The sequence below is a fragment of the Alcanivorax sp. genome, from assembly GCF_040119285.1.
Lineage (GTDB): Bacteria > Pseudomonadota > Gammaproteobacteria > Pseudomonadales > Alcanivoracaceae > Alcanivorax.
In genome coordinates this window covers 14,405-39,659 of the sequence record NZ_JBEDTY010000030.1, presented here as the reverse complement: position 1 = coordinate 39,659, position 25,255 = coordinate 14,405, and the positions used below count along the sequence as shown (strand labels likewise).

Genomic DNA, 25,255 nt, shown 5'->3' with positions numbered 1-25,255 from the left:
TGCAATGGCGGTGGGTGCGAACCCACCGCCATCAGCCTGCTGATATTACTTGGTGTAAGGTAGCAATGTCAGCTCAACGCGACGGTTTTGCTGGCGACCATTGGCGCTGCTGTTGCTGGCAATCGGCTGGGTTTCACCAAAGCCAACCGCGTCCAGGCGAACTTGCTCAACCCCGAAGGCGGACAGCTTGTTGAAGACCGCTTGAGCCCGTTGCTGGGAAAGCAGCAGGTTGTAGCGGTCGCCACCGGTGCTGTCGGTGTGCCCGGCCACCTGGATCATGGTGGATTTGTACTCCTTGAGGACTTCCGCCACGGCTTCCAGTACCGGATCGAAAGAGGGCTTCACGTCGGTGCTGTCGGTAGCGAATGTCAGGTTGCCCGGCATGTTCAGAATAATATTCTCGCCATCACGGGTAACCGATACCCCGGCCCCTTCGAGCTTCTGGCGTAGCTTGGCTTCCTGGACATCCATGTAGTAACCCACGCCGCCGCCGGTGACCGCGCCGATCCCAGCACCTGCTAGGGCGCGCTCTTTACGTTGCTTGGCGCTATCGGAAGTGGCAATACCGATCAGGGCGCCCGCTACCGCACCAATGGCCGCACCAGAGGTTGCTTTCGAGGTTTGTTTTTCCCCTGTGTAAGGGTTAACCGTGCTGCAGCCCGTAACGGCAATGGCACTCGCGAGAGCAAGAGACCCGGCAAATCGTTTCATGAAAGCTCCTTGAGGTTCGATATCATATTGGTTTTTTACTGGTCTAGGACTGAATGAACCATAGCGGTACTATAAAAGCTGGTAAAGTGCTGGCGTCATAGTGCTTCAAATTTGATCATACTGTTACAGGACATCGCTTGAGTATTAAGCATTTTTCTCCGCCGTCACTGGCAACAATGGACCGATTACTTGCCCTGCCACGACGCTATTTCGCGCCCCGGTTATTTGGGGCTGAACATGTGAGCTTGCAGCGGCCGGCGTTGTTTGTGGGTAATCATGGCCTGTATGGGCTGATCGATTCGCCGCTTTTTTTGCTGGAACTATATCGGGCAACGGGGGTGTTCCCCCGGGCGCTGGGGGATCGATTGCATTTTCGTGTGCCGGGCTGGGGTGCACTGGTTAAATATTGGGGTGCGGTGGAAGGGAACCCGGATAATTGCACCGCGCTAATGCAGTCTGGTCAGCCCGTGCTGGTATTCCCCGGTGGGTCACGGGAAGTGGCCATGCGTAAGGATGAAGTACACAAGCTGGTATGGAAAAACCGGACTGGGTTTGCGCGTTTGGCGATTGAGCACGGCTACGACATTATCCCGTTTGCCTCGGCGGGTTGTGATCAGGCCTACCGTGTTTTGATCGATGGCAGTGACTTCCAACAATCAAGGCTTGGTCGCACCCTGCTGAAATCGTCCCGCGTGGACAAGTTACTGCGCGGTGGGGATATGTTTATGCCCTTAAGCCGTGGCGTGGGCCCCACCCTGGTACCGCGGCCGGAGCCGCTCTGGTTCCAGCTCGGCGCACCGATTTCCACCGCGCCCTGGGCTGGCAAGCAGGGTGACGCTGACGCCCGCTGGGCAGTGCGGGAAATCGTGGCTGAATCCATTGAATCCATGCTGCTTTCACTAAATCAGGAACGCTCTGAGGCTCGCCAACAAGGCTGGCGCCGTTGGTTGCTAAAGCCCTGAAGCCATTACCCCCCTTCCTTACTCTGCGCAAGTCACTCCTTTGTCATAAATAGTCCATTCAATGTCCTGCTACGCCAGTGAAAGCGAAGCGTGTCAGGGCTACTATTGAATGAAACTAAGGAGTGCATGCATGCGACGCTGGAATGGCTGGGGTAACAGCAATAACCACTATCCGTTAAAACCGTCTGGGCTGGCGTTTGTCCAACAACGGCTGGGGCGTGCAGAACCGTTACCCGATGCGGAGATGACGGCGGTTGTCGCGAAGGTGCCTGCCTCCCGGTTACCTGAGCATCCTGGTGTGGACACTCACCCGGAAATCCGGCTTCGCCATGCGCGAGGGCAAAGCCTGCCAGATTGGCTGGCCATGCGCTCCGGTGAGTTTGAGCGTTTTCCTGATGGGGTCGCTACCCCCGCCAGTAGTGAGGACGTACGCGAGCTACTGGACTGGGCTCTGGAGCAGGGAATTACCGTGATTCCCTATGGTGGTGGCACCTCCGTTGCCGGCCACATCAATCCCCCTGAAAGTGATGAGCCGGTTTTGACCCTAAGCCTAGCAGGCATGGACCAGCTCATTGATTTGGATACCGAAAGCCAAATTGCGACCTTCGGCGCCGGAACACCAGGCCCAATGGTGGAACAGCAACTTAATGAAAGGGGTTATATGCTGGGGCATTTCCCCCAATCCTGGGAGCTCTCCACCATCGGCGGTTGGGTTGCCAGTCGATCCAGCGGCCAACAGTCCATGCGCTACGGCCGTATCGAGCAGATGTTCGCGGGCGGCAGGGTGGAAACCCCTAAGGGCACCCTGATCATCCCAACCATGCCTGCTTCCTCAGCAGGGCCGGATCTACGCGAAATTATCCTCGGCTCGGAAGGACGAATGGGGGTAATTACTGAAGTCAAAGTGCGAGTAACACCGTTGCCAGAAACGGAAAGTTTTCAGGTTGCGTTTGCCCCGGATTGGGAGACTGGCAAAGAGCTGGTGCGCAAGATGACTCAGGCGAAGATTCCTCTGTCGATGCTGCGCCTGTCCAATGCTGAGGAAACGCGCACCCACCTGATGCTCGCTGGCCACGAAAAACTGGTCGGCATTTTGCATAGGTATCTTGGCGTGCGCGGTTGTGGCGAAAGTAAATGCATGATCACCTTCGGGGTGACGGGCGATAAATCCCCGGCACGTCATGTGCTGAGCCAAGCACGCAAACGCATTCGCCAAGCCGGAGGTGTGATGGTCGGTACGTTGCTGGGTAAAAAGTGGGAAGAGTCCCGTTTCCGTTCCCCGTACTTGCGTCACGGCTTGTGGGAACACGGGTACGTGGTGGATACGTTTGAAACGGCGGTGGACTGGAATCGGGTCACCTCTGCGGTGGAGACCATGGAGAAGGCGGTGCGTGATAACGCCGGTGATGGCGAGCAGGTGCACGTATTTACCCATCTGTCACATCTGTACTCGCAGGGTTCAAGTATCTATACCACCTATGTTTTCCGCTGTTCAGACAGCTATGAAAAAACCTTGGCGCGCTGGCGCGTGCTCAAAGAAGCTGCCAGTAATGCCATTGTGGCGAGCGGCGGCACCATCAGCCATCAGCATGGCGTGGGTCGGGATCACGCCCCTTGGCTACACTACGAGAAAGGCGAGCTGGGCATGGCGGTATTGGATCGGCTGGTGAATCACTTCGATCCTCAGCACCGCCTTAATCCAGGTTGCCTGATCGAGAACGCTCCGCGAACGATTCGATAACGGCTACACAGGGAGGATCTTATGCTCGGCCAACGCCGCACGCTGACAGAATTAGCCACACCGACAGCGCCACAAGCCCCACACTGGGACCTGATCGTCATTGGCGGCGGCATTACTGGCGCGGGCGTCATGCTGGAAGCGGCCCGGCGCGGCCACCGCGTGCTGTTATTGGAGCAGACTGACTTTTCTTGGGGCACCTCCAGCCGTTCTTCGAAGATGGTGCACGGTGGTCTGCGCTACATTGCCCAGGGTGACATCACCCTGACGCGGCACTCTCTGCTTGAGCGCGAACGGCTGCTGAATGAGTTGCCGGGCCTGGTAGAGCGGGCCACCTACCTGTTCCCGTTACGCAAAGGGGTCTTCCCCGGGCGTTGGCCCATGAAGATGGTGCTGTGGCTATATGATTTTCTGGCGGGTATCCGCGATCATCGTTACCTGAACCGCAAGCAGCTACTGGAACGAGTACCCGGTTTGCGGAATCAAGATCTCACCGGTGCCATGTGTTACACCGATGCCCTGACCGATGATTGTCGTTTAGTGATGCGTACTTTGTTGGAAGGCGCCCGGCATGGCGGATTGGCACACAATTACGCTCGCGTTGTTCAAGCCGAGCGGAGTGAGCAGGGCTTCGCCGTTGCCGTGGAGGACCGTGTTAGTGGCGAACGGGTAACCCTCAGCGCGTCGGCAGTGGTGAGCGCTACGGGGGCCTGGGCCGATCGTTTTTCTGGTGCTGAGGCTCGGGTGCGGCCATTACGCGGCAGCCACCTGTTTATCGATCCCGCCGTATTGTCGGTGAACGACTGCCTCACAGTGATGCATCCCGATGACGGCCGGCCGGTGTTCGTATTCCCTTGGGAAGGCGTCACTTGTGTGGGCACGACGGATCTGGATCATCCTGAGGACATGGATATTGAGGCAGCGGCCAGTGACCGCGAAGTGGTATATCTTCTCAAACTCATTAATACCCAGTTTCCAGGCTGCAATGTGACCCGCGAGAATATCTATTCCACCATTGCCGGGGTGCGCCCGGTGATTGCCTCTGGTAAAGGTGTAGATCCGTCCAAAGAGCGCCGGGACCATGCTGTTTGGGGCGACAACGGCATTGTCACGGTGAGTGGCGGCAAGCTGACGACGTTCCGTTTGATTGCACTGGATGCCTTGTTGGCTACCGGATTAATCGATGATGGCGAACATCGCCGCAGTCAGAAAAGCAAAGCCTCAAGCTTTGCTCCACTGGAAAATGCGCCCCACGCGGTGGAGGCCTTCTTGCATGCGGATCAGTCGAACCCGGCATTTATCCAGTGGGTTTTGGACCATGAATCCGTTGTGCACCTAGACGACTTAATGCTGCGCCGCACGAGGTTAGGGCTGCTAAAGCCTGCAGCAGGTATAGCCGCGCTGAACGGGTTACGCCCGCAAATCCAGCAAACCCTGGGCTGGGATGATGCGCAGTGGGATAAGGAGCTTGTTCGCTATAGGGGTATCCATCAGCGATTCTATAGCGTACCCGCCCCAGCCAGTAAGGGCGATGCCACAGAGACCGTTGAGGCTGATGGCGCTCCTGGGCAGCAGGCAAGATAATGGACGACCCGCTGGTACTGGCGCTGGATCAGGGTACACAGAGTGCCCGGGCCATGTTGTTTAACCGTAAAGGTGAACTGGTTGCCCGCTATCAGCAGCATATTGAACCCTACTTTTCTGATAAACCAGGCCAAGCAGAACAGCACGCCGATTATTTTTGGGAGCAGCTTGGGCTGGCGTGTCAGGGTTTATGGCAACAGCACGAGCCACTGAAACACCGTGTTATAGCGGTGGCGTTGACCACCCAGCGGGCCTCGGTGGTGTGCCTTGATGATAATAAGCAGCCGCTGCGCCCGGCGATTATATGGTTGGATCAACGCCGAACAGATTCCATTCCTCGGCTACCCTGGTGGCTGGCTACGCCAGTAACGATGATGGGCCAGAGTGAAACACTCCGGCAGTTCCAGGCTAAGGCCGAATGCAATTGGCTGGCCGTGGATGAGCCGGCAATTTGGCAGCAAACCCGACACTTTTTACTGCTTTCCGGCTATTTGAATTACCGGCTTACCGGGCAATTGCGCGATTGCACCGCGTCCCAAGTCGGCTACATTCCCTTTGATTACAAAGGGCGCTGTTGGGCGCCGCCCCATGACCTTAAGTGGAAGGCGTTGCGGGTACACCGCGAACAGCTCCCCGAACTGGTCGAGCCTGGCAAAACGCTGGGAACCATCACAGAGCAAGCCTGCCAAGCCACCGGCATCCCCGAAGGCTTGCCATTGATTGCTTGCGGCGCAGACAAGGCCTGCGAAGTGCTTGGTGCCGGGGCGTTTACACCGGAAATCGGCAACCTCAGCTACGGCACCACAGCGACCTTCAATACGTGTAATGAGCGCTATGTGGAGCCTATTACTTTTGTCCCGGCCTACGGGGCGGCGGTGCCTGATCGCTATAATTCCGAGATCATTGTTCAGCGCGGCTACTGGATGGTGAACTGGTTCAAGCGAGAGTTTGGGCAACAGGAAGTACAACAGGCTGAAACGCTTGGCGTGGCTGCTGAAACGCTTTTTGAAGCCTTGTTGGAACAAACGTCACCGGGTGCCATGGGCTTGATGCTGCAACCATTTTGGAACCCTGGTGTGCGGATTCCTGGCCCGGAAGCGAAAGGAGCGATTATAGGGTTTGGCGATGTGCATACCCGTGCCCACCTGTACCGCGCAATTATTGAAGGTATTGCCTATGCGCTGCGCGAGGGCAAAGAGCGACTGGAGAAGCGCAACCGCATTGCGGTGACCTCCCTGCGTGTTTCTGGGGGAGGGTCGCAAAGCGATGCGATCATGCAGATCACTGCAAACATCTTTAATTTACCGGCGATTCGACCTCACACCACGGAAACCTCCGGGCTGGGGGCGGCCATCAATGCGGCGGTGGCTCTGGGCCTGCATCCGGATTATCCCTCGGCGGTGGCCGCGATGACCCGTGCCGGTGATACCTTTTTGCCTGATGCAGCAATCGCGCACCATTACGACGACCTTTACCGTGGCGTGTACCTGAAGCTTTATCCCCGGCTGGCGCCGTTATATCGCTCTATTCGGCGTATTACCGGTTACCCGGCACGGGTTTAGTGCCGTCCGAGCTGCGGCCTGTGGTCTTGATGTGAGCGAAATCCCGAAAGCGACGAATGTTGGGGGCGCATTGACACAGCAGTTCAGCGTCGAGACCGTTATGGACTCGTTGACGCTATTTGCGGCAGTGGGCTCAGTCACGCTCCGCACCTTCCCTGTTTTCTGATAAGGAGTAGCATTGATGCGCGTATCGGAACTGGCAAAACACGCTAAAACCACAGCTGAAACGGTTCGCCACTATACCGATATTGGTTTGCTGGCTCCCAGCCGCGACAGCCATAATGGCTATCGCTATTACCGCGCTGAGGACGTGCGGTTGTTACGCTTTGCGCTAAAAGCTCGCTCTCTGGGCTTTACCCTCAGCGATATTCAGTCGCTGATCCAGGCATCCCGTGAAGGGGAGACGCCTTGCGGCCAGGTTCGCACTTTAATTGAAGACCGGCTAAATCAGGTAGAAGCCCGAATTGCTGAGCTGCAGGCACTTAGTGTCCGCATGCGTGATGCCATGGAGGAATGGCAGGGGGCACCGGATTGCCGGCTGGATGATGGCCGAGTGTGCGGGCTGATTGACTCATTTGCAGGGGAATGAGGATTCAGAGTCGAGTCTCTTTTATCAACTCAATAACCTGCCCGGTGTAGTTGGGCAGGCTATTGAGTTAGCAGTGAGGAAGCAGGTTAATTTTGCTGGGTTTTGCCTGCCACCTGTTGTGAGGCCTTTTTCTTATCGGCCTTTCCGTTACCTTTGTTGTTCTTTTGCTCGGCTTTATCCTCTGCTTTATTCTCAGCCGCTACCTTTTCGGCGGCCGCCTCGGCGCGAGCTTCAGCCTTCTTCTCTTCCTTGGCTGCGTCCTCTTTCACCAAGCCGAGAATATACCAACCCGCTTTAGGTTCCGGGCTTTCTTCAGCAGAAAATACTGAGATATGCTCGCGGGGATCGATGGCAAATAATGGCCAAACTTGGCGTCCTGGTGTTTCGTTGTAAGCTTGAAAACTAAACTCTTCGCTCAGCCGTGTTTTACGAATTTCTGCGCCTTGGCTGAGCAGGCTGGCCAGGCGGGCATAGGTCATGTCAGGAGCGAATAGGGTGGCGCCGCGGTGCTCCGGAGCTACCTCATGCTTCACTTCCTTTTCCGTTTTTTGCGTGGGTAGGCTGAAGATGTTTTGCTCTCCGAATTCCAGCCGATAGCGCATGGTTGCCATTGTGTTGAGCTCTCGCCGAGGGCTTAAGCCCAACAGTTTTCCATAGCCAACCAGATCCAAATATTGGTCAGCATGCTGCGAGACGGGGTTCCCATAAAAGGTTCCCAGCCCTTCCATTCGGGCAGAACGGATAGATTCCCAACTGGAATCCGTGACCACTACCGGGTATTGGTTCTTCTGCAAGGCAGCGCCAATGGCCCGGGCCACCGGGTTAGCGCCTATAATCAGAAAGCCGCGTGGCGCCGGTTCTGCTACTTTCAACAGGCGAGCCAGCGGGCGAGCGGTGAGACTCTGTAACGCCACCGTGCCGATAATCACCATGAAGGTAAGTGGCACCAGTTTTTCGGCACCGGGAACACCGTTTTGCTGCAACCGTTCGGCGAACAGGGCCGAGATCGCCGCGGCGACAATGCCCCGTGGTGCAATCCAGGCGAGCAGTGACTTTTCGCGCCAATTCAGTGACGAACCCAGGGTGGATACCCATACCGACAGTGGCCGGGCAACGAACTGAATAATCACTAACACTGCAAGCGCAGTAACACCGAGCTGGCTGAGTTCGCTCATTTCCAAACGTGCGGCAAGCACGATAAAGAGGCCGGAAATTAGCATCACCGAGAGGTTTTCTTTGAAGTGGAGAATGTCGTCGGTGCGCACTCCTTTACGGTTTGCAAGCACAATCCCGGTAGCGGTAACCGCCACCAACCCGGATTCCTCGCTCAGACCATTGGCCAAGACGAATTCACCAATGATGGATGACAGGACCAGAAAGCTACGCAGATATTCAGGGACCAGATGCCGGCGTAACAGTTCCGCCAACCCAAAAGCCACCACACACCCGATAGCTGCGCCTACCCCAATGGTTTGGAAGAACAGCCATAAAGTGTGTAGCACGGCACCATCTTGGCCGCTAGCCACTACCAACTCGTAGGCTAATACAGCGAAAATAGCACCCAGTGGATCGATAACAATGCCTTCCCAGCGAAGCAATCGAGATACGCTGCTCACTGGGCGGACACTGCGTAGTAGAGGAACAATAACGGTTGGGCCTGTCACCACGACCAGTGCCCCGAACAGCAAAGCGAGGCCCAGGGGGAGTTTTAGCAACCACCAGGCGGAGACCGTAGCGATGCTCCAAGTGACCAGCGCACCCCAAGTCACTAGCCGGCGAACGGTTTTTTCCAGGCCGCGAATCTCATCAAAGCGCAGCGTCATGGCGCCTTCGAAAAGAATAATGGATACCGCCAAAGATACACCGGGCAGCAGCAAATCACCGAACAGTTCTTTGGGCTGCAATATGCCAAAAAGCGGGCCAAACGCCAGGCCCGTCAATAGCAGCGGCAAGATGGCGGGAAGCTTGATTCTCCAGGAGAACCATTGGCAGAGGAAGGCGACCACAGTGATAATGGCTAACTGGAAAGGGACACTTAAATCCATGAAGTTCCTAGGTGATTAGACGGTTCCACAACCCTCGTGTACGCCACTATCCATCGGGCGGCAGGACAGGATGTAGCTCGCGACAGAGTGGGGTCGGAGATGATTTCCCTGCCGCGCGTTGGCGCATTATGCCTGATTGTTCGAGCCGGTAAATGCGTATTCTGGCTGAGGCAGCGTCTTAGTGTACCGTGGCTGTTCCTGTTGAGCGCCATGATAGCTAGTGCCGCGTAACGGATTTTTTATAATAAACCCGGCTTAGGTTCAGCCAGTAACTGAAAGCCCACAGCGATTACGTTACCATCCTGCCCGATCATGTGTTCACTCGGGCTTGGAGAATATACCTTGCATCAGGCTTGATTCATGACTGATTGTCGGACCTCGTAACTGTATCAGGATCTTCCATGCAAACTCTTTCTCCCAGCCGCTTGGCATTTCTGCTTGCCTCGCTGGTGGCGCTGGGGCCATTGGCCATTGATACCTATTTGCCCGCATTACTGGCCATGTCCAGGCATTTTGCGGTGGAAATCCATGCGGTCGAAGTATCAGTAAGTGTCTATGTGCTGGGTGTGGCGGCAGGCCAATGGTTGGGCGGGCCGCTTTCTGATCAGTTTGGCCGCAAGGCGGTAGCCTATGTGGGGCTGTGTTTGTTCATTCTCGGCTGCCTAAGCATCCCGCTGTCATCCAGTATCGACATGCTCTATGTGCTGCGTTTCTTACAAGCCCTGGGCGGCGGTGCCACGGTGGTGATTGCTGCCGCCTCGGTGCGAGACCATTTCACAGGTAAGGAGGCAGCTAAGGTCATGACCACGATCGGTCTGGTCATGCTGATGGCGCCGCTACTTGCTCCAGCACTGGGGGCGCTGCTGCTTAAGCTTTTGGGTTGGCAGAGCATTTTCTACATGCTGGCCCTTTATGGGCTGATGCTGTTCGGTATTGTGCGATTTATGCTGCCCAGTGTGGCGGTGAAGCCCAGTAGCGAGCCTCTGCGCCAACGCATGTTCCTGGCCTATGGCCGGGTATTGCGTAATCGCCCGGCCATGGGTTTTATTTTGGCCAATGGCCTAGCGTTTGCGGCCTTATTTACCTTCATTACCGATGCGGCGTTTCTTTACATGGAGTATTTCCGCATTAGCCCGGAAGCGTTTCCACTGTATTTCGGGGCCAACGTAGTAACCATGCTGGGCATGAACCGGTTGAATGTCTTGTTGCTGCGCCGCTATAGCAGCGCCTCAATTATGCGCGTGGCGCTGGCGCTACAAATGACCGCGTGTGTGACGCTGCTGGTGTTAGCGTTAGCAGGCTTGCTGACCTTGTGGTTGGTGGTGCCGTTAATCATGGTGGCGGCCGGCATGGTGGCACTGATCATGCCCAACGGTATCGCCAGCTTCCTGGACTTGTTTGACCGCGATAGTGGTGCTGCCACTGGCTTGAACGGCGCCTTGCAATTTTTGCTCGCGGGTCTTATTGGCATCGTGCTCGGCATACTTCACGACGGCAGTACGCTGCCCATGACCGTTTTGATGGCCGCCAGTAGCGTGGCCGCTTGGGGTGCCTTTTCGTTAGTGGCTCGTCGCTGATGCTTTGGGCATCAGCGGTGGTGCCAGCAAAGCGGCTAGCGTGACTAGAGCGGCGATACTCCAGGGCAGTAGCAGCCAGGCGCTTAGCGGTAGCCGGCTGTCGAACAGGCCCATACCCAATGGAATCAATGCGGCCAGATGAATCAAATTGGCTAATAGCGCCGCACCACCGAACAGATAGAACGCCTGTAGTGCCGCGGTCTTACGCAGTAAGGCACGGCGCCCGCCAATAACCACCAGCAAGTGATTATCACGCCGCAAGGTATCGGTCATCGCCAACAGTGCGGCCATAAGCACCAGCAATGCGGCCAGTAACAGCAATACACCCACCACAAAAGCGGCACGGCTAGCCTGGCCAATGATGTCCTGGAGCGTGGCGAGAATGGCATTCACGTCCAGCAGGCTGATCTGTGGAAACTCTTGCACCAATCCACCCAGTTCCGCCTGTTGTTTTTCGGGCAGGAAAAAGCTGGTAATCCAGGTGCGGCCCTGGGCTTTCAACGTGTCCGGCGAGAAGATGAAATAGAAATTGGGCGCAAAGCTTTCCCAGTCCACCTCTCGCAGGCCCACCACGGTAGCATTGATAGCCGGCCCGGCGCCGGTAAAGGTGAGTGAGTCGCCCAACTCAAGGCCCAGTGATTCAGCCAATTTGGTTTCCACCGTGACCTCTTCCGGACCGGTTGCCCAGCGGCCATGCGTAAGCTTGTTGCTCTCGGGCAGGTGTGCAGCTTCGGTAAGCGATAGATCCCGGTTTAGGGCCCGCTCGGCCCGGTCTTGTTCTTTGGTAACGGCGTCGCGCACCGGCTCATCGTTAATCCCAGTAAGGCGCGCCCGAACTACCGGATAGAGCGGCTGGGATTCACTGTTATGGTCCGTAAGCCAGTTCTTGAAATCGTCAAGATCCTGATCAAACAAGTTAATGACGAAATAGTTGGGGGCTTGCTCAGGCAATGTTGCTCGCCAGTCACCGAGCAGCTCGCGCCCAGTCTGAACCGACAGAGACAACACGGAGAGAGAAATAATCAGCGCGGCTAACAAGGGTAGGGTAGCCGCTTTGCGGCGGCTGAGCCTGCGCAAAGCAAGCCGGCCAGGCAGGCCAAGCCGGGCACTGAAGCGGTCCATCAGCATTACCAGCGGCCACAGGATCATCGGCAAGCCGAGTGATACCGCAAGGGTAAGCAGCAGCAGTGGCCAGAGTGCGGCCAGGGAGCCGGTCATGATGGCGGCTAGTGGAATGGGGGTGAGGATAGCGATAAGCAGCACACGCCGCCCCAGCCTGGCGGGCGCCTCGTGGCCACTGAGCAGTGCCGTAGCCGGCAAGGACAGGCTGGCCCACAGGGTCGGGGCGGCGAACCCAAGCCAGAGTAGCACTGGCCCCACCAGCCCCCAGACTACGGGGGAGACAAACAGGCCATCTGCTCCTAGTAAGGCTGCGAGTTGCCAGCCTACCAGCACCGCCAACCCGACCCCGGCAAGAATCGGCAGTAGCAGAGCCAGCACATCGCCACCCAGTAATCGCCGGACGATTTGCTGTTGCCGGGCGCCCACTGTTTTCATGACGGCACACAGTGTCTGTTGTTGCCGTGCGCGGTGGCTGGCAGTGAGATAAATGGCCGCAGCGCACAGCAGCACCACTAACATCACCGCCAATTGTGACCAGAGGAACATCTGCTCAACCGGGCCTCGGCTGCGCAGTTCCGTGGTGCCTACGGTTTCAATGGATTGGTCCGAACGTAGGGTGTCGCTGAGTTGTTTATCTAGCGCGGTTCGCTGGGCATCATCCGCTGCCACCAATAGGTGGTGACGATAGCGGCTGCCCGGGCCAAGCACTGCGGTGCTTTCAAGGTCCGCCAGGTGAATCAGCGCACGGGGGTTCATGCTATAAAAACCCGCCTGCTGGTCCGGCTCCTGCACTAGCACTTTGGTGATGAGAAAACTGCGTTCACCAAGGGTAATAAACTCGCCGGTTTTTAAACCCAGCCGGTCCAGCGCCTGACCTGCCAGCCAGACGGTACCGGACTTTGGGCCATGTCCTATTGGGTAGGGTTCGCTGAATCGACTATCGCTGACGGATAGTTCGCCATAGAGCGGGAAATCCTCAGATAAAGCTCGAATGCTGGCGAGCAGGAATTGATCGTTGTTGATCAATACGCTGGAAAAGCTTACCGCCTGAGCATGACGAAGGTCAGCTACCGCCTGTTGTTGGGAGGGCTCCGGAAATCGGGTCCCTTCCAGTATCCAGTCAGCGCCTAATGCAACCGCCGTGCGCTGGTTAAAACGCTGGTCCACGCTGTCGCGTAGAATCAGCATGGCGGTCATGGCGAAAGCGGCTACCAGTAAGGCAATGGCTTGCACTCGAAAAGCGGGAGAACGCCAGGGTTTAAACACTGAGCCGGCCCTCCGCCAGGCAAACCGAGCGCTCACAGCGTGCCGCCAGTTGTGGGTCGTGCGTGACCAGCACTAACGCGGTTTTCTGTTCTGCATTCAGGGAAAACAATAAATCGGCCACATGCTCGCCGTTGGCGAAATCCAGGCTGCCGGTGGGTTCGTCGGCAAACAGTAGCGCCGGGGAGACCACAAAAGCCCGGGCCAGGGCGACGCGCTGTTGTTCGCCGCCAGACAGTTGCGCCGGGAAGTGGTGCTGACGACGCCCCAGCCCCACCTGTTCCAGCCACTGCATAGCCTGTTCCCGGCGATGGTCACGGTTGAGTATTTCCAACGGTAACATCACATTCTCTAGCGCAGTTAAATCATTGATTAGCTGAAAATGCTGGAAGACAAAACCGCATTGCTCGCCGCGCAATCGTGCCCGCTCATCTTCATTGGTCTGGCTGAATGAGGCGCCGCCCAGTTGCACGTCACCGCTGGTGGGTACATCGAGCCCGGCCAGCACGGACAGTAGAGTGGACTTGCCGGAACCGGAAGGGCCGGTAATTGCCAGGCTGTCACCGGCGTTCACTTCAAGCGTGATATCCTGCAACAAATCGAGCCCACCCTCTGGGCCTTGAACACGCTTACAAATATTGTGGGCAAGCAAAACGGGAGACGTTGTATTCATGGCAAGATATCTTCTGCTGGTTCAATTGTTGTGCCTGGCGGCATCCGTTCAGGCCAATGGCGTGCTGATACTGGGCGATAGTATCAGTGCTGCCTACGGGATTGAAAAATCATCCGGCTGGGTTGCCCTTATGGACCGACAGCTGAAGGAAAGGTGCCCGGATTTTCCAGTGATTAATGCATCGGTAAGCGGGGAAACTACTGCTGGCGGTAAATCACGGTTGCCGACGCTGCTGGCTCGCCACAAACCGGATCTGGTGGTGGTGGAACTAGGAGGTAACGATGGTCTGCGTGGCCTGTCTCCCATGGTCATGGCCAGCAACCTTGAGCAGATGATCTCACTCTCGCGGCAGGCAGAGGCCGACGTGGTGTTGTTGGGCATGCGTATCCCCCCCAACTATGGGCAGCAATATACGGCCTTGTTTGAACGGCAATACCGTGACGTTGCGCAGTCCACCTCGGTACCTTGGGTACCTTTTTTTCTGGAGGGTGTGATCGAGCAGGGATGGATGCAGGGCGATGGCATTCACCCAACGATTGAAGCACAGCCATTGCTATTGGAAACCGCGTTATCGGTTATCGAGACGCAATTGCCGTCACGGTGCCGTAGCCATATCAGTACCGAAACCGAGTGAAAAACATGTTGAATCTGGGGCCCTCATGGCAGGGAATACTGGACTACTGGTTTCAGGATGGCATGGAACTGGGCTGGCCATCAGGCAAGGTGGCAAGGCAGTGGTTCGCGGCGACCGCAGACGATGACGCAGAAATTGAGTATCACTTTGGGGCTTTGGTGGAAGCTGCGCTACACCAAGAGCTGGTGGACTGGGAGCGCAATCCTGCTGGTCGGCTGGCGCTAATCATTTTGCTGGATCAGTTTACCCGCAATATTTATCGAGGGCAGGCTGAGGCTTTTAGTGGCGATCACCGGGCGGCCACCCTGGCCATCGAAGGGCTGTCGCGCCAGATGCACAGCAAGCTACCCCTGTGTGGGCAGGTGTTTTTTGTTATGCCGCTGATGCATGCCGAAGATGAAGGTCTGCAAGAGCAATGCCTCACCTCACTGGAAGTGATCCAGGCACACGCTCCCCAGCCATTTGCACATCATGTGGACGGCACATTGAAGTCAGCCCGACAGCACTTGCAGATAATCCAGACGTTTGGGCGTTTCCCGCACCGAAATCGGGCGCTTGGCCGGGACAGTACAGCACAAGAGCTGCGTTTCTTGGAAGCCAGCTCAGGTTTTGGGCAGTAGGGCGATCGGGTTTTTCAGATTTGCAGCGAATCTATCGCGTCTTCAAGACGGCTCTTGCTGTATCAACAATCTCCACCGGCTAGGTGGGCAGGTACTTTCCCTTGTCAGGTTGCGCACGAGTATCGTCGATGATGGTATCTGTAAACGCAGCCCGTCTTTTTTTGGATGCACAAACTCGATTTCTGCCACCTTGCCCCACACCTCCTCGTTTCGACTCAGCATGGTCACGACCATTGGCATCTACAATGGTTAACGGAAGCGGTGGCTGCTACTGAAATGATGGCCTATGGATAATGGCGATCATACCAATGCAGCCCCATGGGACTGTTCAGCTTACGAAAATCAATCGCCAGACACCCCATGCGAACGCCTGCGAGTTAGGGGCGAAACCATTGCAGTCTTTTCAGACCTCAAAGAGCGGTTAGGTCGAGATAACCGATTACGCACTGCCCGGCTCCAGCACCGCGATGGCATTATGTAGCCGTGCCTTGATCGCAGTAGACACCGGCAACGCGTGTTCTGCCAGCAATCGCTGCATCTCTTCTCGGGCGTCAAACTGCTGTCGTTTCATCGCTCCGGGCAGCTGCTCCAGTTGCCATTGCAAGCGACGCTGGCGCTCTAGCTCTGGGCTAGGCACGCCGGCCAAGGCTTCAAAGGCCACCGCTAAGGTGAGGGCGTCGTCACTTTCCTCGTTTCCGGCAGTTTCCGGCAAGCCCGCGACGGCATTGCGCATTTGCTGCCACTGTTGCCAGCGGCTGAGTTGCTGGAGGCGTTCACTGGCACGGCGTTTGAGCTGTTGCGCTTTGCGAACCAAGGGTTGCGGGAGCTCGCCACCAAGGTGTTCATCCACTGTGGCCGATGCGCGGCTCAGATTGCCTGCGCTGTCGTCTGTGAAAGGTTGAGCCAGGCAGTCTTCAAGCGCACTGATATGTGTGGCCAATGTTTGTCCCGCTTGTTCCTGCCGTTTTCGGTGGGCGGCCATATCCCGATTGCGAGCATCGAAAAGCGCGTCCATGGTTTTGCGAAATGGTTTTTGCAAAGCCCGGTGCTGCACGGGAGGTAGCCAGGCTGATTGTCGCCAGCGTTTCTGGATGGCCTGCGCTTCACGGGTTGCCTGCTGGGTATCATCAAGCTCCATTAGAGCACGAGCCTGGTCCAGCAACTGTTTACGTTCGTTCTCCGCTTTCTCAATATAGCCATTCAGCCGCTCGTCGAGCTGGGCCAGCAGAGCGGAGAAGCGTTTCTGAACATCCCGTGCATCGGTAAAGCGAATGGGGTGCAGAGCCTTCCAGTCTTTGGGAGCCTGCTGACGAATTTGCCAGACGCCGTGCCAATCCGCGTTTTCCCAGTTCTGAACGGTAATAAAGTCATCCAGTTGTTGGCAAAGAGCCATACGCTTTTGCAGATTGCTGGCTTTGATAGTATCCAGCTCAGCAAAATGTGCGCGACAAGGCTGATAGGCCTTGTCTGATGCCTCTTTGAATCGGGCCCAGAGAGACTGGTCCTCATCTTGGTCCGAGCTCATCAGCGAGCGCCACTCGTCGTGGAGAGCCTGAATGGCAGTGGCAAGTTCCGGGGCATCCATGGTGGTGCCATCAAGGGCTTCCATTCGCTCACACAGCGCCACTTTTTTCGGTTCGGCTGCAAAACGGTGCCAGTCCTGTAGCTCCGCTCGGCGCGGAACAAGCTTGTTCAGCTCGGCATCAAGAGCGCTGTCATTATGGGCTTCGATAATCGCCTGGGCTTTATGCCAAAGGCGATTCGCATGGCGCAGATTCCCTAGGCGAAGCTCGCGTTTGAGAGCTACCAACAGGCCTCGATGGGGCTGTGCTGGCCGGGTTCGACCGGGCTCGATGGGCTCAACTACCGCTTCTTCGTGGGCGCGCAGTGTCAGCAATGCGGAAGGTGGTTGGTACTCTTTCGGCCAGCGCGCAGCTAGTTCCGTCAGCGCCTCTTGCGAGTCCGCGGCATTAATGTTGGCGGCCAGTGTGAGAAGTTGCTCAAAGGCGCGCACCAGATCGTTGAACGCCATGCGGTCTTCATCGAAGGCCTGGGCGTGCTCGTCGGCGCTCTCCCAGCGGCGGTGCTGCGTGGACAGCGCTGAGCGCATTTCGCCTAAGTGATGATCCCAGGTTTCCGGTGTGGCCTGGCTCAATAATTGGAATAGACTATGGGCGGCGGCTTCACGTTCTGCGTTGGCGGTTTCAACAAGCGCTTGTTGCCGTGTCTGCTCCTGCAGCTCTGTTAGCTGGTTGCGGCATTGGTGGAGCGCTTGCTGGACCCGCGAGGCAAGATCCGTTGAAGCCTTGGGAGTAAGTTGCTGCCACTGCTGTTCCAGTTGCTCAAGCTGAGGCCCGTAAAGTGCATCCACGCGACGCCGAGCATGTTGCTCCAGCCGGTCCGCGAGGTGGTAGACCTTGGCGGTTTCTCTCTCACTTTGTTGCTGTTGTTGCTGAAGTGCCCTGGCCTGATCCCGGGCCAGACGTGTGACTCGCTTGTCGCGGCCCTCTTTGCCCAGCCGTTTGAGCAGGGACAAGGACGCGATGTTCTGCACGCAAGCAACACGCAGGGCTTCAGTGGGGGCATCCAAGGCCAGCTGATAGAGCACACCTTCGTCGCTGAGCCGCTCAATGGCCGCCATGCGGCTGTGCATATCCGGGCTGTGTGTAGCAACGTGGGTAAGCACATTTTGATTGTCGGTAAGGCGAATCAGACGCAGGCGAGTGTCGCTGTTGGGGGCTCCATCGGTGGTGCCAGCCAGCAGCGACATAATGCGCAGGGAGGCTGCTTCACGAACGGACGGCGCTTCATCGCGCTGGTGGACCTCGTCCAGAGCGGCAAAATCAGTGAGTTTGCCGGTGGCTGCGGCGCGCACCAGTGCACTGGCATCGCCTCGCGCCAGCTGATTAAGCAAAGCGGCATCGTCGCTGTGATGAAGCTGCTCAATAGCTTTGAGTCGGATATCGGGGTTGGCGTGTTGCCAGCGGGGTTTCAGAAATCGGCCAAACATATAAAGTCTCAAAGTGCGCCAGATGCCCGACGCTAGATTTTTCAGGCGTGCGGCGTTTTGCTTTCTAGTAATGCATCCTTTTCGGCCCAGAGCTCACCTATCCATTGCTGAAAACGTGCGCGGAATTCAGCGTCGTCTTCGTAGTTACCCTCTGAGGCCCAGGCAGGAATAACGCGTTGCTGCACAACGACTTCAACTTCGTTCATGGCGCCTCCAAGGAAGGCTATCAACGAGCGAGGTGTGCCAGGGGGATAGATAATGGTCACATCCAGCAGATTTCGCAAATGCCCAGACATGGCATTGAGAGTAAAGGCGGCTCCGCCGGCTTTAGGTTTCAGCAGGTGCCGGTAGGGCGAGTCCTGCTTTGCCTGTTTTTCCGTATCGAAGCGGGTGCCTTCAAAGAAATTCATCACCGATGTGGGGAAATAGGCAAATTTTTCGCAGGCCTTGCGTGTTGTTTCAAGGTCTTTACCTTTTAGTGATGGATCCTTTTCCAGTTCAGCCTTGCTGTAGCGCTTCATAAAGGGAAAATCCAACGCCCACCAAGCCAATCCCAGCAGGGGGACCTTGATTAATTCCTGTTTCAGAAAGAATTTGAGGAAGGGCACCCGACGATTGGATATGCGTTGCAGCACCAGGATGTCCGCCCAGGACTGATGGTTACAGCTCACCAGGTACCACTGATCCTTGCTTGGCGTATCCATGCCGCTGATCTTCCATTTGATCTGGCTAGTCAATGAAATAATGGCGTTATTGTTGGCAATCCAGGTCTCTGCAATAACTACCAAGATGCGGGACAAGAGAACCTGTGCCTTTTCAAAGCGAAGCACTAACCGCAATAAGGCGAAAGCATAGAGCGGTAGGCAGAGGAAAAAGGTGTTGATCAGGATGCCGATAAGGGCAAGGATACCCCGGATTTTGTGCCAAATGGTCATAGCGCGTTTCGTTCAGTCGACGTAAATAACTATGCTACCCAATGGTAAACGCCTTGTCTTGTGTCCGTTTCGCTCAACTTCTCATTTGCCACTGCAAGATTCCGCAAATGATTTCATGCAGCTATGCTGCACACATGGGGATAATGAAACGACGTTTATTGACCTTTTTGCTTGTGCTTTCGGCATCCGGGGCGTCGTTGCCGGGCTACGCTGAAAAATCCGAACAGGGTAATCCAGAACAATCTGTCGTGGCACAGGATACAAAGGACTCGCCCGAAGAGAGCCCGACCGAATCTGTTCCAGAGTCGACCGAACGGCTGTTTCATCCGAACCCCTGCGGCCACCTTTCCGGCGAAGCCAGCTGGGTGGATAGAACCCATGACTGGATGTCGCGCACGGTTTGCGGGCCAACTCGCTGGGTGGATGGTTTCTTTATTGGGTCAAATGAAATTGATGAGGAGCAACCCGGCACTCAGCTCAGGATCATTGGCGCCAGCCGCTGGCAAGATAACGATGACGATGGGCGCGAAATAAAAATTCGCGCCAGAGTGGAGCTGCCCAATGCCCAAGAGCGGCTAAGTTTGCTCTTCGAAAATGACGACGATGTCGGAGATGAGTTAAGCAATGACCTGGAGAGTCGTCCAGAAGATGTAGGCAATGATTCTAGCGGCTTTCGAACGGCGTTGCGCTGGGTCACCAAGATGCCCGACCGCATGAACCTAGACTTGGATGCCGGGTTGCGCTCGGAAATCACCGCTTTCGTGCGGGCCCGTTATCGTTGGCGCACGCCTTTGCCCGGCAACAAAATGTATTTTCGGTTTACCCAAAAAGGTTATTGGGAAGACCCGGAAGGCTTTGGTATTAACTCTCTGTTCGAGCTGGATCGACCGGTAACACAATTGTCTACCTTTCGCTTCAGTAGTGAATATGAGCTGACGGAAGAAAATAACGAGCTGAACCGTGACTGGTATTTCAACCAAAGGGTTAGCCTCTATACCCGCCTCGGCAAGCAGTCGGGAATTGGGTATTCGGTAGGATTTGACGGGTACACTGACCCCATTGCGGCCATTGAAGCTTGGCGAACCAGCGTACGTTTTCGCAGAAGCGTTTGGCGACCCTGGTTTTTTTATGAGATCGAGCCCTATGTGTTCTGGCCGCGCTCATTGGGTTATGAAGGGATCACGGGGATTGTGCTGAGGATGGAGGTACAGGCCGGACTGCCGGTTTGGGAATAACCACAATAACAAAACGGTGATTCAGATACAGAGGCGGGGAAGTGGAGGGTGGAGGCCGGATTGCCCGGCCCCCAGCAAATCAGTTGGCCCAGCCGCCTCGCTGGCGTCGGCCAGAGCGTGAGCGCATTAGAACACCGGCAATCAAGCCGATAACCAGAATGCCCACCCCGGTGATCCATTGTTGCGAGGTGTTGTTATTTCGCAGCATCACGTTCTCACCCTTAACTTGATCAAGCTCGGAACGGAGCAGGCTGAGTTCTTCATTGAGCCGACGGTTGGCCTGATCCAAACGAATCGGGTCGGACGCGACTTCCTGTAGCTGCTCCAGCTCATTGCTGCGCGAACTCAAGGAGTTTTTCAGTTCGCTGGATTGCTCAGATAGGGCATCCCGCTCACCTTTGAGTTCGGCAAGTTGAGTACGCAATTTCGCCACTTCAGTTTTGGCTTGCTCGCTGGCCTTAGTAGCACGTTCAAGACGAATAGCGGCAGTGGGGCTTTGGCTCAGATACTGTTTACCAATATACCCCTCGGTGTTGCCATGGCGAATTTTCGCCCAGTCGCCTTCAAATCCGAGGAATTCAATGCGGGTGCCGCTTTTTATCCCGCGATGGAGGATGCGACCACTGGGGTTAGCGGCGGCACGAATCGGTACGTAAATACTGTCATCTACCCATGCCGCTGAGGCGAGGGCAGTGCTTGATGCGCCCAGCAGCGCCAGTACACAGAATAATCTAGCGAGCATCAGTTACTCCTTGAAGTCAGGCCGCGCAGTCTAAAGAAGTCATTAGGATAGCGGCGCTACCATAGTCACATTTCGCCGCGCTGGCCGTGGTGTCTTTGTAAAAAATGGCAAACTGCCATGATCTGTCAGTCTGCTGTGTGCCGTGCTTTCAGGGCAGAACGCGCTTGAAGGGCTTCACAACAACGTTGGTATAGACGCCAGCATCGATATATGGATCTGCATCCGCCCAGGCTTGGGCATCGGCCAGAGACTCAAATTCTGCAACAACCAGTGATCCGGAAAAGCCTGCTTCTCCGGGGTCGTTGCTATCAATGGCCGGGTGAGGCCCGGCCAGCTCAAGCCGGCCCTGATCACGCAAAGCTTCGAGCCTCGCCAGGTGCGCAGGGCGGGCCTGCTGCCGTAACGGCAAAGAGTTTGGAATATCTTCACTGATGATCGCGTACAGCATGGTCATCCTTTTTTTCGTTGTCAGAAGAAGTCGTCTGATCGTTCCCGTCAGCCGATTCGGCGGAGCTGTCTTGCTTCATTATTCGCTTACGATCTTCTTCAGGCATTTTCTTAAAAACATAGGCGAACACACTGATATAAAAGACCATTTGTAGAGCGGTAAAGCCAAAAAGCTTGAAATTAACCCAGAAATCGGTGCTGAAATTAAAGGCGATGTACAGATTCAGAGCACCGATAAAAACGAAGTAAAGGACGAAGGCGATATTCAGCAGCGACCAATCTCTGCGCGAGAGTGCCACTACAAAGCCAAAGCCGGAGACCATTAGCGACTCACATAGCCGCTGGAGCAGGTTGCGCTCACGCAGGAAGTGCCCGAGCAACAGCACGCCACCCAGCGTGAAGCTGATAATCGATGGGCGCCACTTGATAAAGACATCATTATTAAAAAACAGGGTCATCGAGCCGAAGATCAACGTGATGACAAAGACGATCAGGTGCATCTTCTGCACCTTACGCCAGATAAGCCAACCAAAGGTGACCTGGACAGTGGTGGCAATCAAAATGCCCCACGTGGCCAACATGATGTCTCGGCCGCCGAGAAAGTAGAGTCCAAAAAAGACAATTACCGGAAGGTAATCAAACAGTTGCTTCATTAGCAGCGCCTTATCCCGTGCCGGGCCGATAGCAAACACGAATGGCGCAGCGGCACGGCCGGCCATTCACAGGGCACCGATGGTAACGGCATCAGGCAGGCAATTCATCCTGCCGCCCTGCATTATTTTTCGTCTTACTGTGGTAGCGTAATCGACCCGATTTTTCCACGGCGGTTCCGGTATCCGCCACACAATCCGAAAAACAACCTGATAAACAGTTCTTATGACCGCGTGTTTTGATCTGCACTGCCACAGCCTGGCCTCCGATGGCACCTTGTCGCCCACTGACCTAGTGGCGAGGGCCGCAGACTATGGGGTGACGCACCTGGCCCTGACCGATCACGATACGTTACGCGGTTTGGAAGAAGCGCATCAGGCCGCTCAAGCGTGTGGCTTAACCCTGATCAATGGTATCGAGCTGTCGGTTCGCCATGATAACCGGGAATTCCATGTGCTGGGTTTGTGGGTCGACGTGGCGAACTCAGATTTACAGTCGCGGGTGTGTGCTCAGAATGAGGCGCGAATCAATCGAGCTCGTGAAATCGGTCGCCGGTTAGATAAGGCTGCCGGTCTAGCCAACAGCTATGAGCGCACCTGTGAGCTTGCCGATAATGAGGCCCCCGGTCGTCCATGGTTTGCCAAGTTGCTTGAGCAAACGGGGCGAGTGCGTAACCACCGACATGCCTTTAACCGTTTCCTCAAGCAGGGTCAGTCAGCCTTTGTGGCCACGCCCTGGTGCACACTGGAGGAGGGCATTGCTGCAATCCATTCAGCGGGTGGTACTGCGGTACTCGCGCACCCTCAGGCCTATAACATGACCCGCAAGCGGTTACGGCACTTCCTCGGTCAGTTTAAAGCGGCTGGTGGTGATGGCCTGGAGGTGGCCATGCCCGGGTTGACGCCGCACCAGCAAGCACTGCTTGATGAATGCTGGCAGCATTTCGACCTAAGGGTATCTGCAGGCTCTGATTTCCATTCGCCAGAACAGCGCTGGTTGGCTCTGGGCAGGCTGCCGGCGGTCCCTGCGGGTGCCACCCCGGTCTGGGAAGGCCGCTACTGAGCCATATCTACTGGCGTATGCCACCCATTGGGAGGAGCGGCATGAGGTTCGGCTAAACGGATTTCTCCCGAAAGCGGCTTGCGCCGCTCTGCTGTGGCGCTCAGAATTACCATCATGACTGAAACGCTATATATCCATCCTGAAACCCCACAGCCGCGCCTGATTCGTCGAGCCGTCGAGGTTATCCGCGGTGGCGGGCTAATCGCTTACCCCACCGATACAACGTATGCGCTGGGCTGTGGCATTGGCGAAAAAGCCGCTCTTGATCGCCTGATCCGGCTTCGCCAATTGGACAAAAAGCACGAATTCACCTTGTTGTGCCACGATCTCTCGGCCTTGGCGATCTATGCCAAAGTGGATAATCCTGACTACCGTCTGCTCAAGGCACACACCCCGGGGCCTTATACCTTTATCTTGCAGGGAACGACGGAAGTTCCTCGCCGGTTGATGCATCCCAAGAAACGCACCATTGGCATCCGTGTCCCTGATCACGCTATCTGCCAAGCGTTGCTGGCCGAGCATGGCGAACCGATTATGACGTCAACCTGCCACCTGCCGAACGATGAATTCCCGCTCACCGATCCGCAGGATGTCCGCGATTTCCTGGAAAATCAGGTCGATCTGGTCATCGATGGCGGTTTTTGCGGAACCCTGGAGACCACTGTCATCGCCCTGTCCGAAGGCGAAGGGCCTGAGGTGGTGCGTGAAGGGGCCGGCTCCGTCGACGCCATCTATTAGCACAATTGCAGCGATTTGTTCAGGGTTTGATCAGTCGCGGACAAGTCGCTGTCCCTCACGGCGCGGTTCACCGTATAATCGCGGGCTTTCCCCACAGCATTCCCAATGGAATGCCTCCCATAGGGTATAAGGAGTTGGCTTTGAGTTCCGTGGTTCCCTCCCAGCGAGTTGTTTCCGGCATGCGCGCCACTGGCAGCCTGCATCTGGGTCACTACCATGGCGTGCTGAAAAACTGGGCACGTCTGCAGCATGAGTTTGAGTGTTTCTTCTTTGTCGCAGACTGGCACGGACTCACCACCGAGTATGAAAACCCGCACAAGATCGAACAGTATGTCTGGGATCTGGTGATCGACTGGTTGGCCGCCGGCGTTAACCCGGGGTCGGCCACGTTGTTTATTCAGAGCCAAGTGCCTGAACATGCCGAACTGCATTTGCTGCTGTCCATGATGACACCGTTGTCTTGGCTAGAACGGGTACCAACGTATAAAGATCAGCAAGAAAAGTTACGCGAGAAAGACCTCAGCACGTATGGCTTTCTCGGCTACCCCTTGCTGCAATCTGCGGACATCTTGGCGTATCGAGCCGGACAAGTGCCGGTGGGTGCGGATCAGGTGGCGCATGTAGAGCTGACCCGAGAAGTGGCGCGACGTTTTAACCATCTTTATGGCCGTGAACCGGGCTTTGAAGAAGCGGTGGGCGCCGCCATTAAAAAAATGGGCAAAAAACAATCGAAGATTTACCTGCACCACCGTCGCCAGTACCAAGAAAAAGGCGACGAAACGGCGCTAGAAACCGCACGGGCACTGGTGGACGGGCAGCAGAATATTACCTTGGGTGATAAAGAGCGCCTGTTCGGGGATCTGGAAGGTGGCGGCAAGGTAATCCTGCCTGAACCCCAGTCGCTACTAACACAAGCTTCCAAAATGCCGGGGCTGGATGGACAGAAAATGTCCAAGTCTTACGGCAACTTTATTAGCATGCGCGAAGAGCCTGCTGATGTGGATAACAAAATCCGTCGTATGCCCACAGACCCTGCACGCGTGCGCCGCACCGATCCAGGCAACCCGGATAACTGCCCAGTATGGCAGTTCCACATGGTGTATTCTGACGACAGCGCCCGCCAATGGGTGCGTGAAGGCTGCACCAGCGCCGGCATCGGCTGCCTGGATTGCAAGAAGCCGATTATCGAAGCGATTCAGGAAGAACTTGAGCCTATTCGCAAACGCGCCGAAGAGCATCTGCGTAACCCGGATTTAGTGCGCACCATTGTGGCAGAAGGGTGCGAAGAAGCCCGTGAAGAAGCCCGCGGCACTCTGGAAGAAGTGCGCGCAGCCATGGGGCTGCATTACCGCTAG

General features: G+C 56.1%; 21 protein-coding genes. 12 read left to right on the top strand and 9 right to left on the bottom strand.

The window, feature by feature from the left end; genetic code table 11:
* Window positions 1-45: 45 nt before the first annotated feature.
* Window positions 46-711: a YiaD family glycine zipper/OmpA-like lipoprotein gene (locus ABNH10_RS08415; protein WP_349385521.1), complete on the bottom strand. Its 666-nt coding sequence runs from the start codon at window positions 709-711 to the stop codon at window positions 46-48.
* Window positions 712-848: 137 nt separating this feature from the next.
* On the opposite strand from ABNH10_RS08415, the gene ABNH10_RS08410 reads away from it, so the two are divergent.
* From ABNH10_RS08410 to ABNH10_RS08390, 5 genes are all read left to right on the top strand, one after another.
* The gene (locus ABNH10_RS08410) at window positions 849-1,673 is read left to right on the top strand and encodes a lysophospholipid acyltransferase family protein (RefSeq protein WP_349385520.1); all 825 of its coding nucleotides are present in this window, start codon (window positions 849-851) and stop codon (window positions 1,671-1,673) included.
* A gap of 130 nt (window positions 1,674-1,803) precedes the next feature.
* Window positions 1,804-3,414 carry an FAD-binding oxidoreductase gene (locus tag ABNH10_RS08405; RefSeq protein WP_349385519.1) on the top strand — a complete coding sequence of 537 codons (1,611 nt, stop codon included), beginning with the start codon at window positions 1,804-1,806 and terminating at the stop codon, window positions 3,412-3,414.
* Window positions 3,415-3,435: 21 nt separating this feature from the next.
* On the top strand, window positions 3,436-4,995 hold the full coding sequence (locus tag ABNH10_RS08400; RefSeq protein ID WP_349385518.1) for a glycerol-3-phosphate dehydrogenase/oxidase: 1,560 nt from the start codon (window positions 3,436-3,438) through the stop codon (window positions 4,993-4,995).
* Window positions 4,995-6,557: an FGGY-family carbohydrate kinase gene (locus tag ABNH10_RS08395; RefSeq protein ID WP_349385517.1), complete on the top strand. Its 1,563-nt coding sequence runs from the start codon at window positions 4,995-4,997 to the stop codon at window positions 6,555-6,557. The genes ABNH10_RS08400 and ABNH10_RS08395 overlap by 1 nt, the downstream gene beginning before the upstream one ends.
* A gap of 181 nt (window positions 6,558-6,738) precedes the next feature.
* Window positions 6,739-7,146, top strand: coding sequence for a MerR family transcriptional regulator (locus ABNH10_RS08390; protein ID WP_349385516.1), 408 nt, complete (start codon window positions 6,739-6,741; stop codon window positions 7,144-7,146).
* 86 nt (window positions 7,147-7,232) lie between these two features.
* Here ABNH10_RS08390 and ABNH10_RS08385 read toward each other — a convergent pair whose 3' ends face one another.
* Window positions 7,233-9,191, bottom strand: coding sequence for a cation:proton antiporter (locus ABNH10_RS08385; RefSeq protein ID WP_349385515.1), 1,959 nt, complete (start codon window positions 9,189-9,191; stop codon window positions 7,233-7,235).
* 401 nt (window positions 9,192-9,592) lie between these two features.
* On the opposite strand from ABNH10_RS08385, the gene ABNH10_RS08380 reads away from it, so the two are divergent.
* On the top strand, window positions 9,593-10,768 hold the full coding sequence (locus ABNH10_RS08380) for a multidrug effflux MFS transporter (RefSeq protein ID WP_349385514.1): 1,176 nt from the start codon (window positions 9,593-9,595) through the stop codon (window positions 10,766-10,768).
* Here the strand turns inward: ABNH10_RS08380 and ABNH10_RS08375 are convergent.
* Both ABNH10_RS08375 and ABNH10_RS08370 read right to left on the bottom strand, forming a co-directional pair.
* Entirely contained in the window at window positions 10,751-13,156 is a 2,406-nt protein-coding gene (locus ABNH10_RS08375) for an ABC transporter permease (RefSeq protein WP_349385513.1), read from the bottom strand. The two genes, ABNH10_RS08380 and ABNH10_RS08375, sit on opposite strands and share 18 nt — an antisense overlap.
* Window positions 13,149-13,826 (bottom strand): ABC transporter ATP-binding protein, encoded by a 678-nt coding sequence (locus tag ABNH10_RS08370; protein WP_349385512.1) that lies wholly within the window; start codon window positions 13,824-13,826, stop codon window positions 13,149-13,151. Before ABNH10_RS08370 ends, ABNH10_RS08375 begins: the two co-directional genes overlap by 8 nt.
* Between ABNH10_RS08370 and ABNH10_RS08365 the strand changes: the two genes are divergently transcribed.
* The gene (locus tag ABNH10_RS08365; RefSeq protein WP_349385511.1) at window positions 13,825-14,460 is read left to right on the top strand and encodes an arylesterase; all 636 of its coding nucleotides are present in this window, start codon (window positions 13,825-13,827) and stop codon (window positions 14,458-14,460) included. The genes ABNH10_RS08370 and ABNH10_RS08365 overlap by 2 nt on opposite strands.
* Window positions 14,461-14,465: 5 nt before the next feature.
* Window positions 14,466-15,080 (top strand): DUF924 family protein, encoded by a 615-nt coding sequence (locus ABNH10_RS08360; protein WP_349385510.1) that lies wholly within the window; start codon window positions 14,466-14,468, stop codon window positions 15,078-15,080.
* Between the two features lie 439 nt (window positions 15,081-15,519).
* Here the strand turns inward: ABNH10_RS08360 and ABNH10_RS08355 are convergent, their stop codons facing one another.
* Both ABNH10_RS08355 and yihG read right to left on the bottom strand, forming a co-directional pair.
* The gene (locus ABNH10_RS08355) at window positions 15,520-18,090 is read right to left on the bottom strand and encodes a DUF349 domain-containing protein (RefSeq protein ID WP_349385509.1); all 2,571 of its coding nucleotides are present in this window, start codon (window positions 18,088-18,090) and stop codon (window positions 15,520-15,522) included.
* Between the two features lie 41 nt (window positions 18,091-18,131).
* Window positions 18,132-19,025 carry a 1-acylglycerol-3-phosphate O-acyltransferase, YihG family gene (yihG, locus tag ABNH10_RS08350; RefSeq protein ID WP_349385508.1) on the bottom strand — a complete coding sequence of 298 codons (894 nt, stop codon included), beginning with the start codon at window positions 19,023-19,025 and terminating at the stop codon, window positions 18,132-18,134.
* Window positions 19,026-19,066: 41 nt separating this feature from the next.
* Between yihG and ABNH10_RS08345 the strand changes: the two genes are divergently transcribed.
* On the top strand, window positions 19,067-20,260 hold the full coding sequence (locus ABNH10_RS08345; RefSeq protein ID WP_349385507.1) for a hypothetical protein: 1,194 nt from the start codon (window positions 19,067-19,069) through the stop codon (window positions 20,258-20,260).
* Window positions 20,261-20,339: 79 nt separating this feature from the next.
* Here ABNH10_RS08345 and ABNH10_RS08340 read toward each other — a convergent pair whose 3' ends face one another.
* From ABNH10_RS08340 to ABNH10_RS08330, 3 genes are all read right to left on the bottom strand, one after another.
* Window positions 20,340-21,002 (bottom strand): TIGR04211 family SH3 domain-containing protein, encoded by a 663-nt coding sequence (locus ABNH10_RS08340; RefSeq protein ID WP_349385506.1) that lies wholly within the window; start codon window positions 21,000-21,002, stop codon window positions 20,340-20,342.
* Window positions 21,003-21,150: 148 nt separating this feature from the next.
* Window positions 21,151-21,450: a YciI family protein gene (locus ABNH10_RS08335; protein ID WP_349385689.1), complete on the bottom strand. Its 300-nt coding sequence runs from the start codon at window positions 21,448-21,450 to the stop codon at window positions 21,151-21,153.
* Complete coding sequence (locus ABNH10_RS08330) at window positions 21,428-22,102, bottom strand: inner membrane-spanning protein YciB (RefSeq protein WP_349385505.1); 675 nt, start codon at window positions 22,100-22,102, stop codon at window positions 21,428-21,430. The genes ABNH10_RS08335 and ABNH10_RS08330 overlap by 23 nt, the downstream gene beginning before the upstream one ends.
* A gap of 223 nt (window positions 22,103-22,325) precedes the next feature.
* Between ABNH10_RS08330 and ABNH10_RS08325 the strand changes: the two genes are divergently transcribed.
* The 3 genes from ABNH10_RS08325 (at window position 22,326) to ABNH10_RS08315 (ending at window position 25,255) form a co-directional block, all read left to right on the top strand.
* Window positions 22,326-23,162, top strand: a complete 837-nt coding sequence (locus ABNH10_RS08325) for a PHP domain-containing protein (RefSeq protein ID WP_349385504.1) — start codon at window positions 22,326-22,328, stop codon at window positions 23,160-23,162.
* A gap of 114 nt (window positions 23,163-23,276) precedes the next feature.
* Window positions 23,277-23,900: an L-threonylcarbamoyladenylate synthase gene (locus ABNH10_RS08320; protein ID WP_349385503.1), complete on the top strand. Its 624-nt coding sequence runs from the start codon at window positions 23,277-23,279 to the stop codon at window positions 23,898-23,900.
* A gap of 140 nt (window positions 23,901-24,040) precedes the next feature.
* Window positions 24,041-25,255 (top strand): tryptophan--tRNA ligase, encoded by a 1,215-nt coding sequence (locus ABNH10_RS08315; RefSeq protein WP_349385502.1) that lies wholly within the window; start codon window positions 24,041-24,043, stop codon window positions 25,253-25,255.

Bases quoted from the DNA above. Each gene is read 5' to 3' on its own strand.
- ABNH10_RS08415 (WP_349385521.1), bottom strand. From the start codon at position 711: ATGAAACGATTTGCCGGGTCTCTTGCTCTCGCGAGTGCCATTGCCGTT.
- ABNH10_RS08405 (WP_349385519.1), top strand. From the start codon at position 1,804: ATGCGACGCTGGAATGGCTGGGGTAACAGCAATAACCACTATCCGTTA.
- ABNH10_RS08400 (WP_349385518.1), top strand. From the start codon at position 3,436: ATGCTCGGCCAACGCCGCACGCTGACAGAATTAGCCACACCGACAGCG.
- ABNH10_RS08395 (WP_349385517.1), top strand. From the start codon at position 4,995: ATGGACGACCCGCTGGTACTGGCGCTGGATCAGGGTACACAGAGTGCC.
- ABNH10_RS08390 (WP_349385516.1), top strand. From the start codon at position 6,739: ATGCGCGTATCGGAACTGGCAAAACACGCTAAAACCACAGCTGAAACG.
- ABNH10_RS08385 (WP_349385515.1), bottom strand. From the start codon at position 9,191: ATGGATTTAAGTGTCCCTTTCCAGTTAGCCATTATCACTGTGGTCGCC.
- ABNH10_RS08380 (WP_349385514.1), top strand. From the start codon at position 9,593: ATGCAAACTCTTTCTCCCAGCCGCTTGGCATTTCTGCTTGCCTCGCTG.
- ABNH10_RS08365 (WP_349385511.1), top strand. From the start codon at position 13,825: ATGGCAAGATATCTTCTGCTGGTTCAATTGTTGTGCCTGGCGGCATCC.
- ABNH10_RS08370 (WP_349385512.1), bottom strand. From the start codon at position 13,826: ATGAATACAACGTCTCCCGTTTTGCTTGCCCACAATATTTGTAAGCGT.
- ABNH10_RS08360 (WP_349385510.1), top strand. From the start codon at position 14,466: ATGTTGAATCTGGGGCCCTCATGGCAGGGAATACTGGACTACTGGTTT.
- ABNH10_RS08355 (WP_349385509.1), bottom strand. From the start codon at position 18,090: ATGTTTGGCCGATTTCTGAAACCCCGCTGGCAACACGCCAACCCCGAT.
- yihG (WP_349385508.1), bottom strand. From the start codon at position 19,025: ATGACCATTTGGCACAAAATCCGGGGTATCCTTGCCCTTATCGGCATC.
- ABNH10_RS08345 (WP_349385507.1), top strand. From the start codon at position 19,067: ATGGTAAACGCCTTGTCTTGTGTCCGTTTCGCTCAACTTCTCATTTGC.
- ABNH10_RS08340 (WP_349385506.1), bottom strand. From the start codon at position 21,002: ATGCTCGCTAGATTATTCTGTGTACTGGCGCTGCTGGGCGCATCAAGC.
- ABNH10_RS08335 (WP_349385689.1), bottom strand. From the start codon at position 21,450: ATGCTGTACGCGATCATCAGTGAAGATATTCCAAACTCTTTGCCGTTA.
- ABNH10_RS08330 (WP_349385505.1), bottom strand. From the start codon at position 22,102: ATGAAGCAACTGTTTGATTACCTTCCGGTAATTGTCTTTTTTGGACTC.
- ABNH10_RS08325 (WP_349385504.1), top strand. From the start codon at position 22,326: ATGACCGCGTGTTTTGATCTGCACTGCCACAGCCTGGCCTCCGATGGC.
- ABNH10_RS08320 (WP_349385503.1), top strand. From the start codon at position 23,277: ATGACTGAAACGCTATATATCCATCCTGAAACCCCACAGCCGCGCCTG.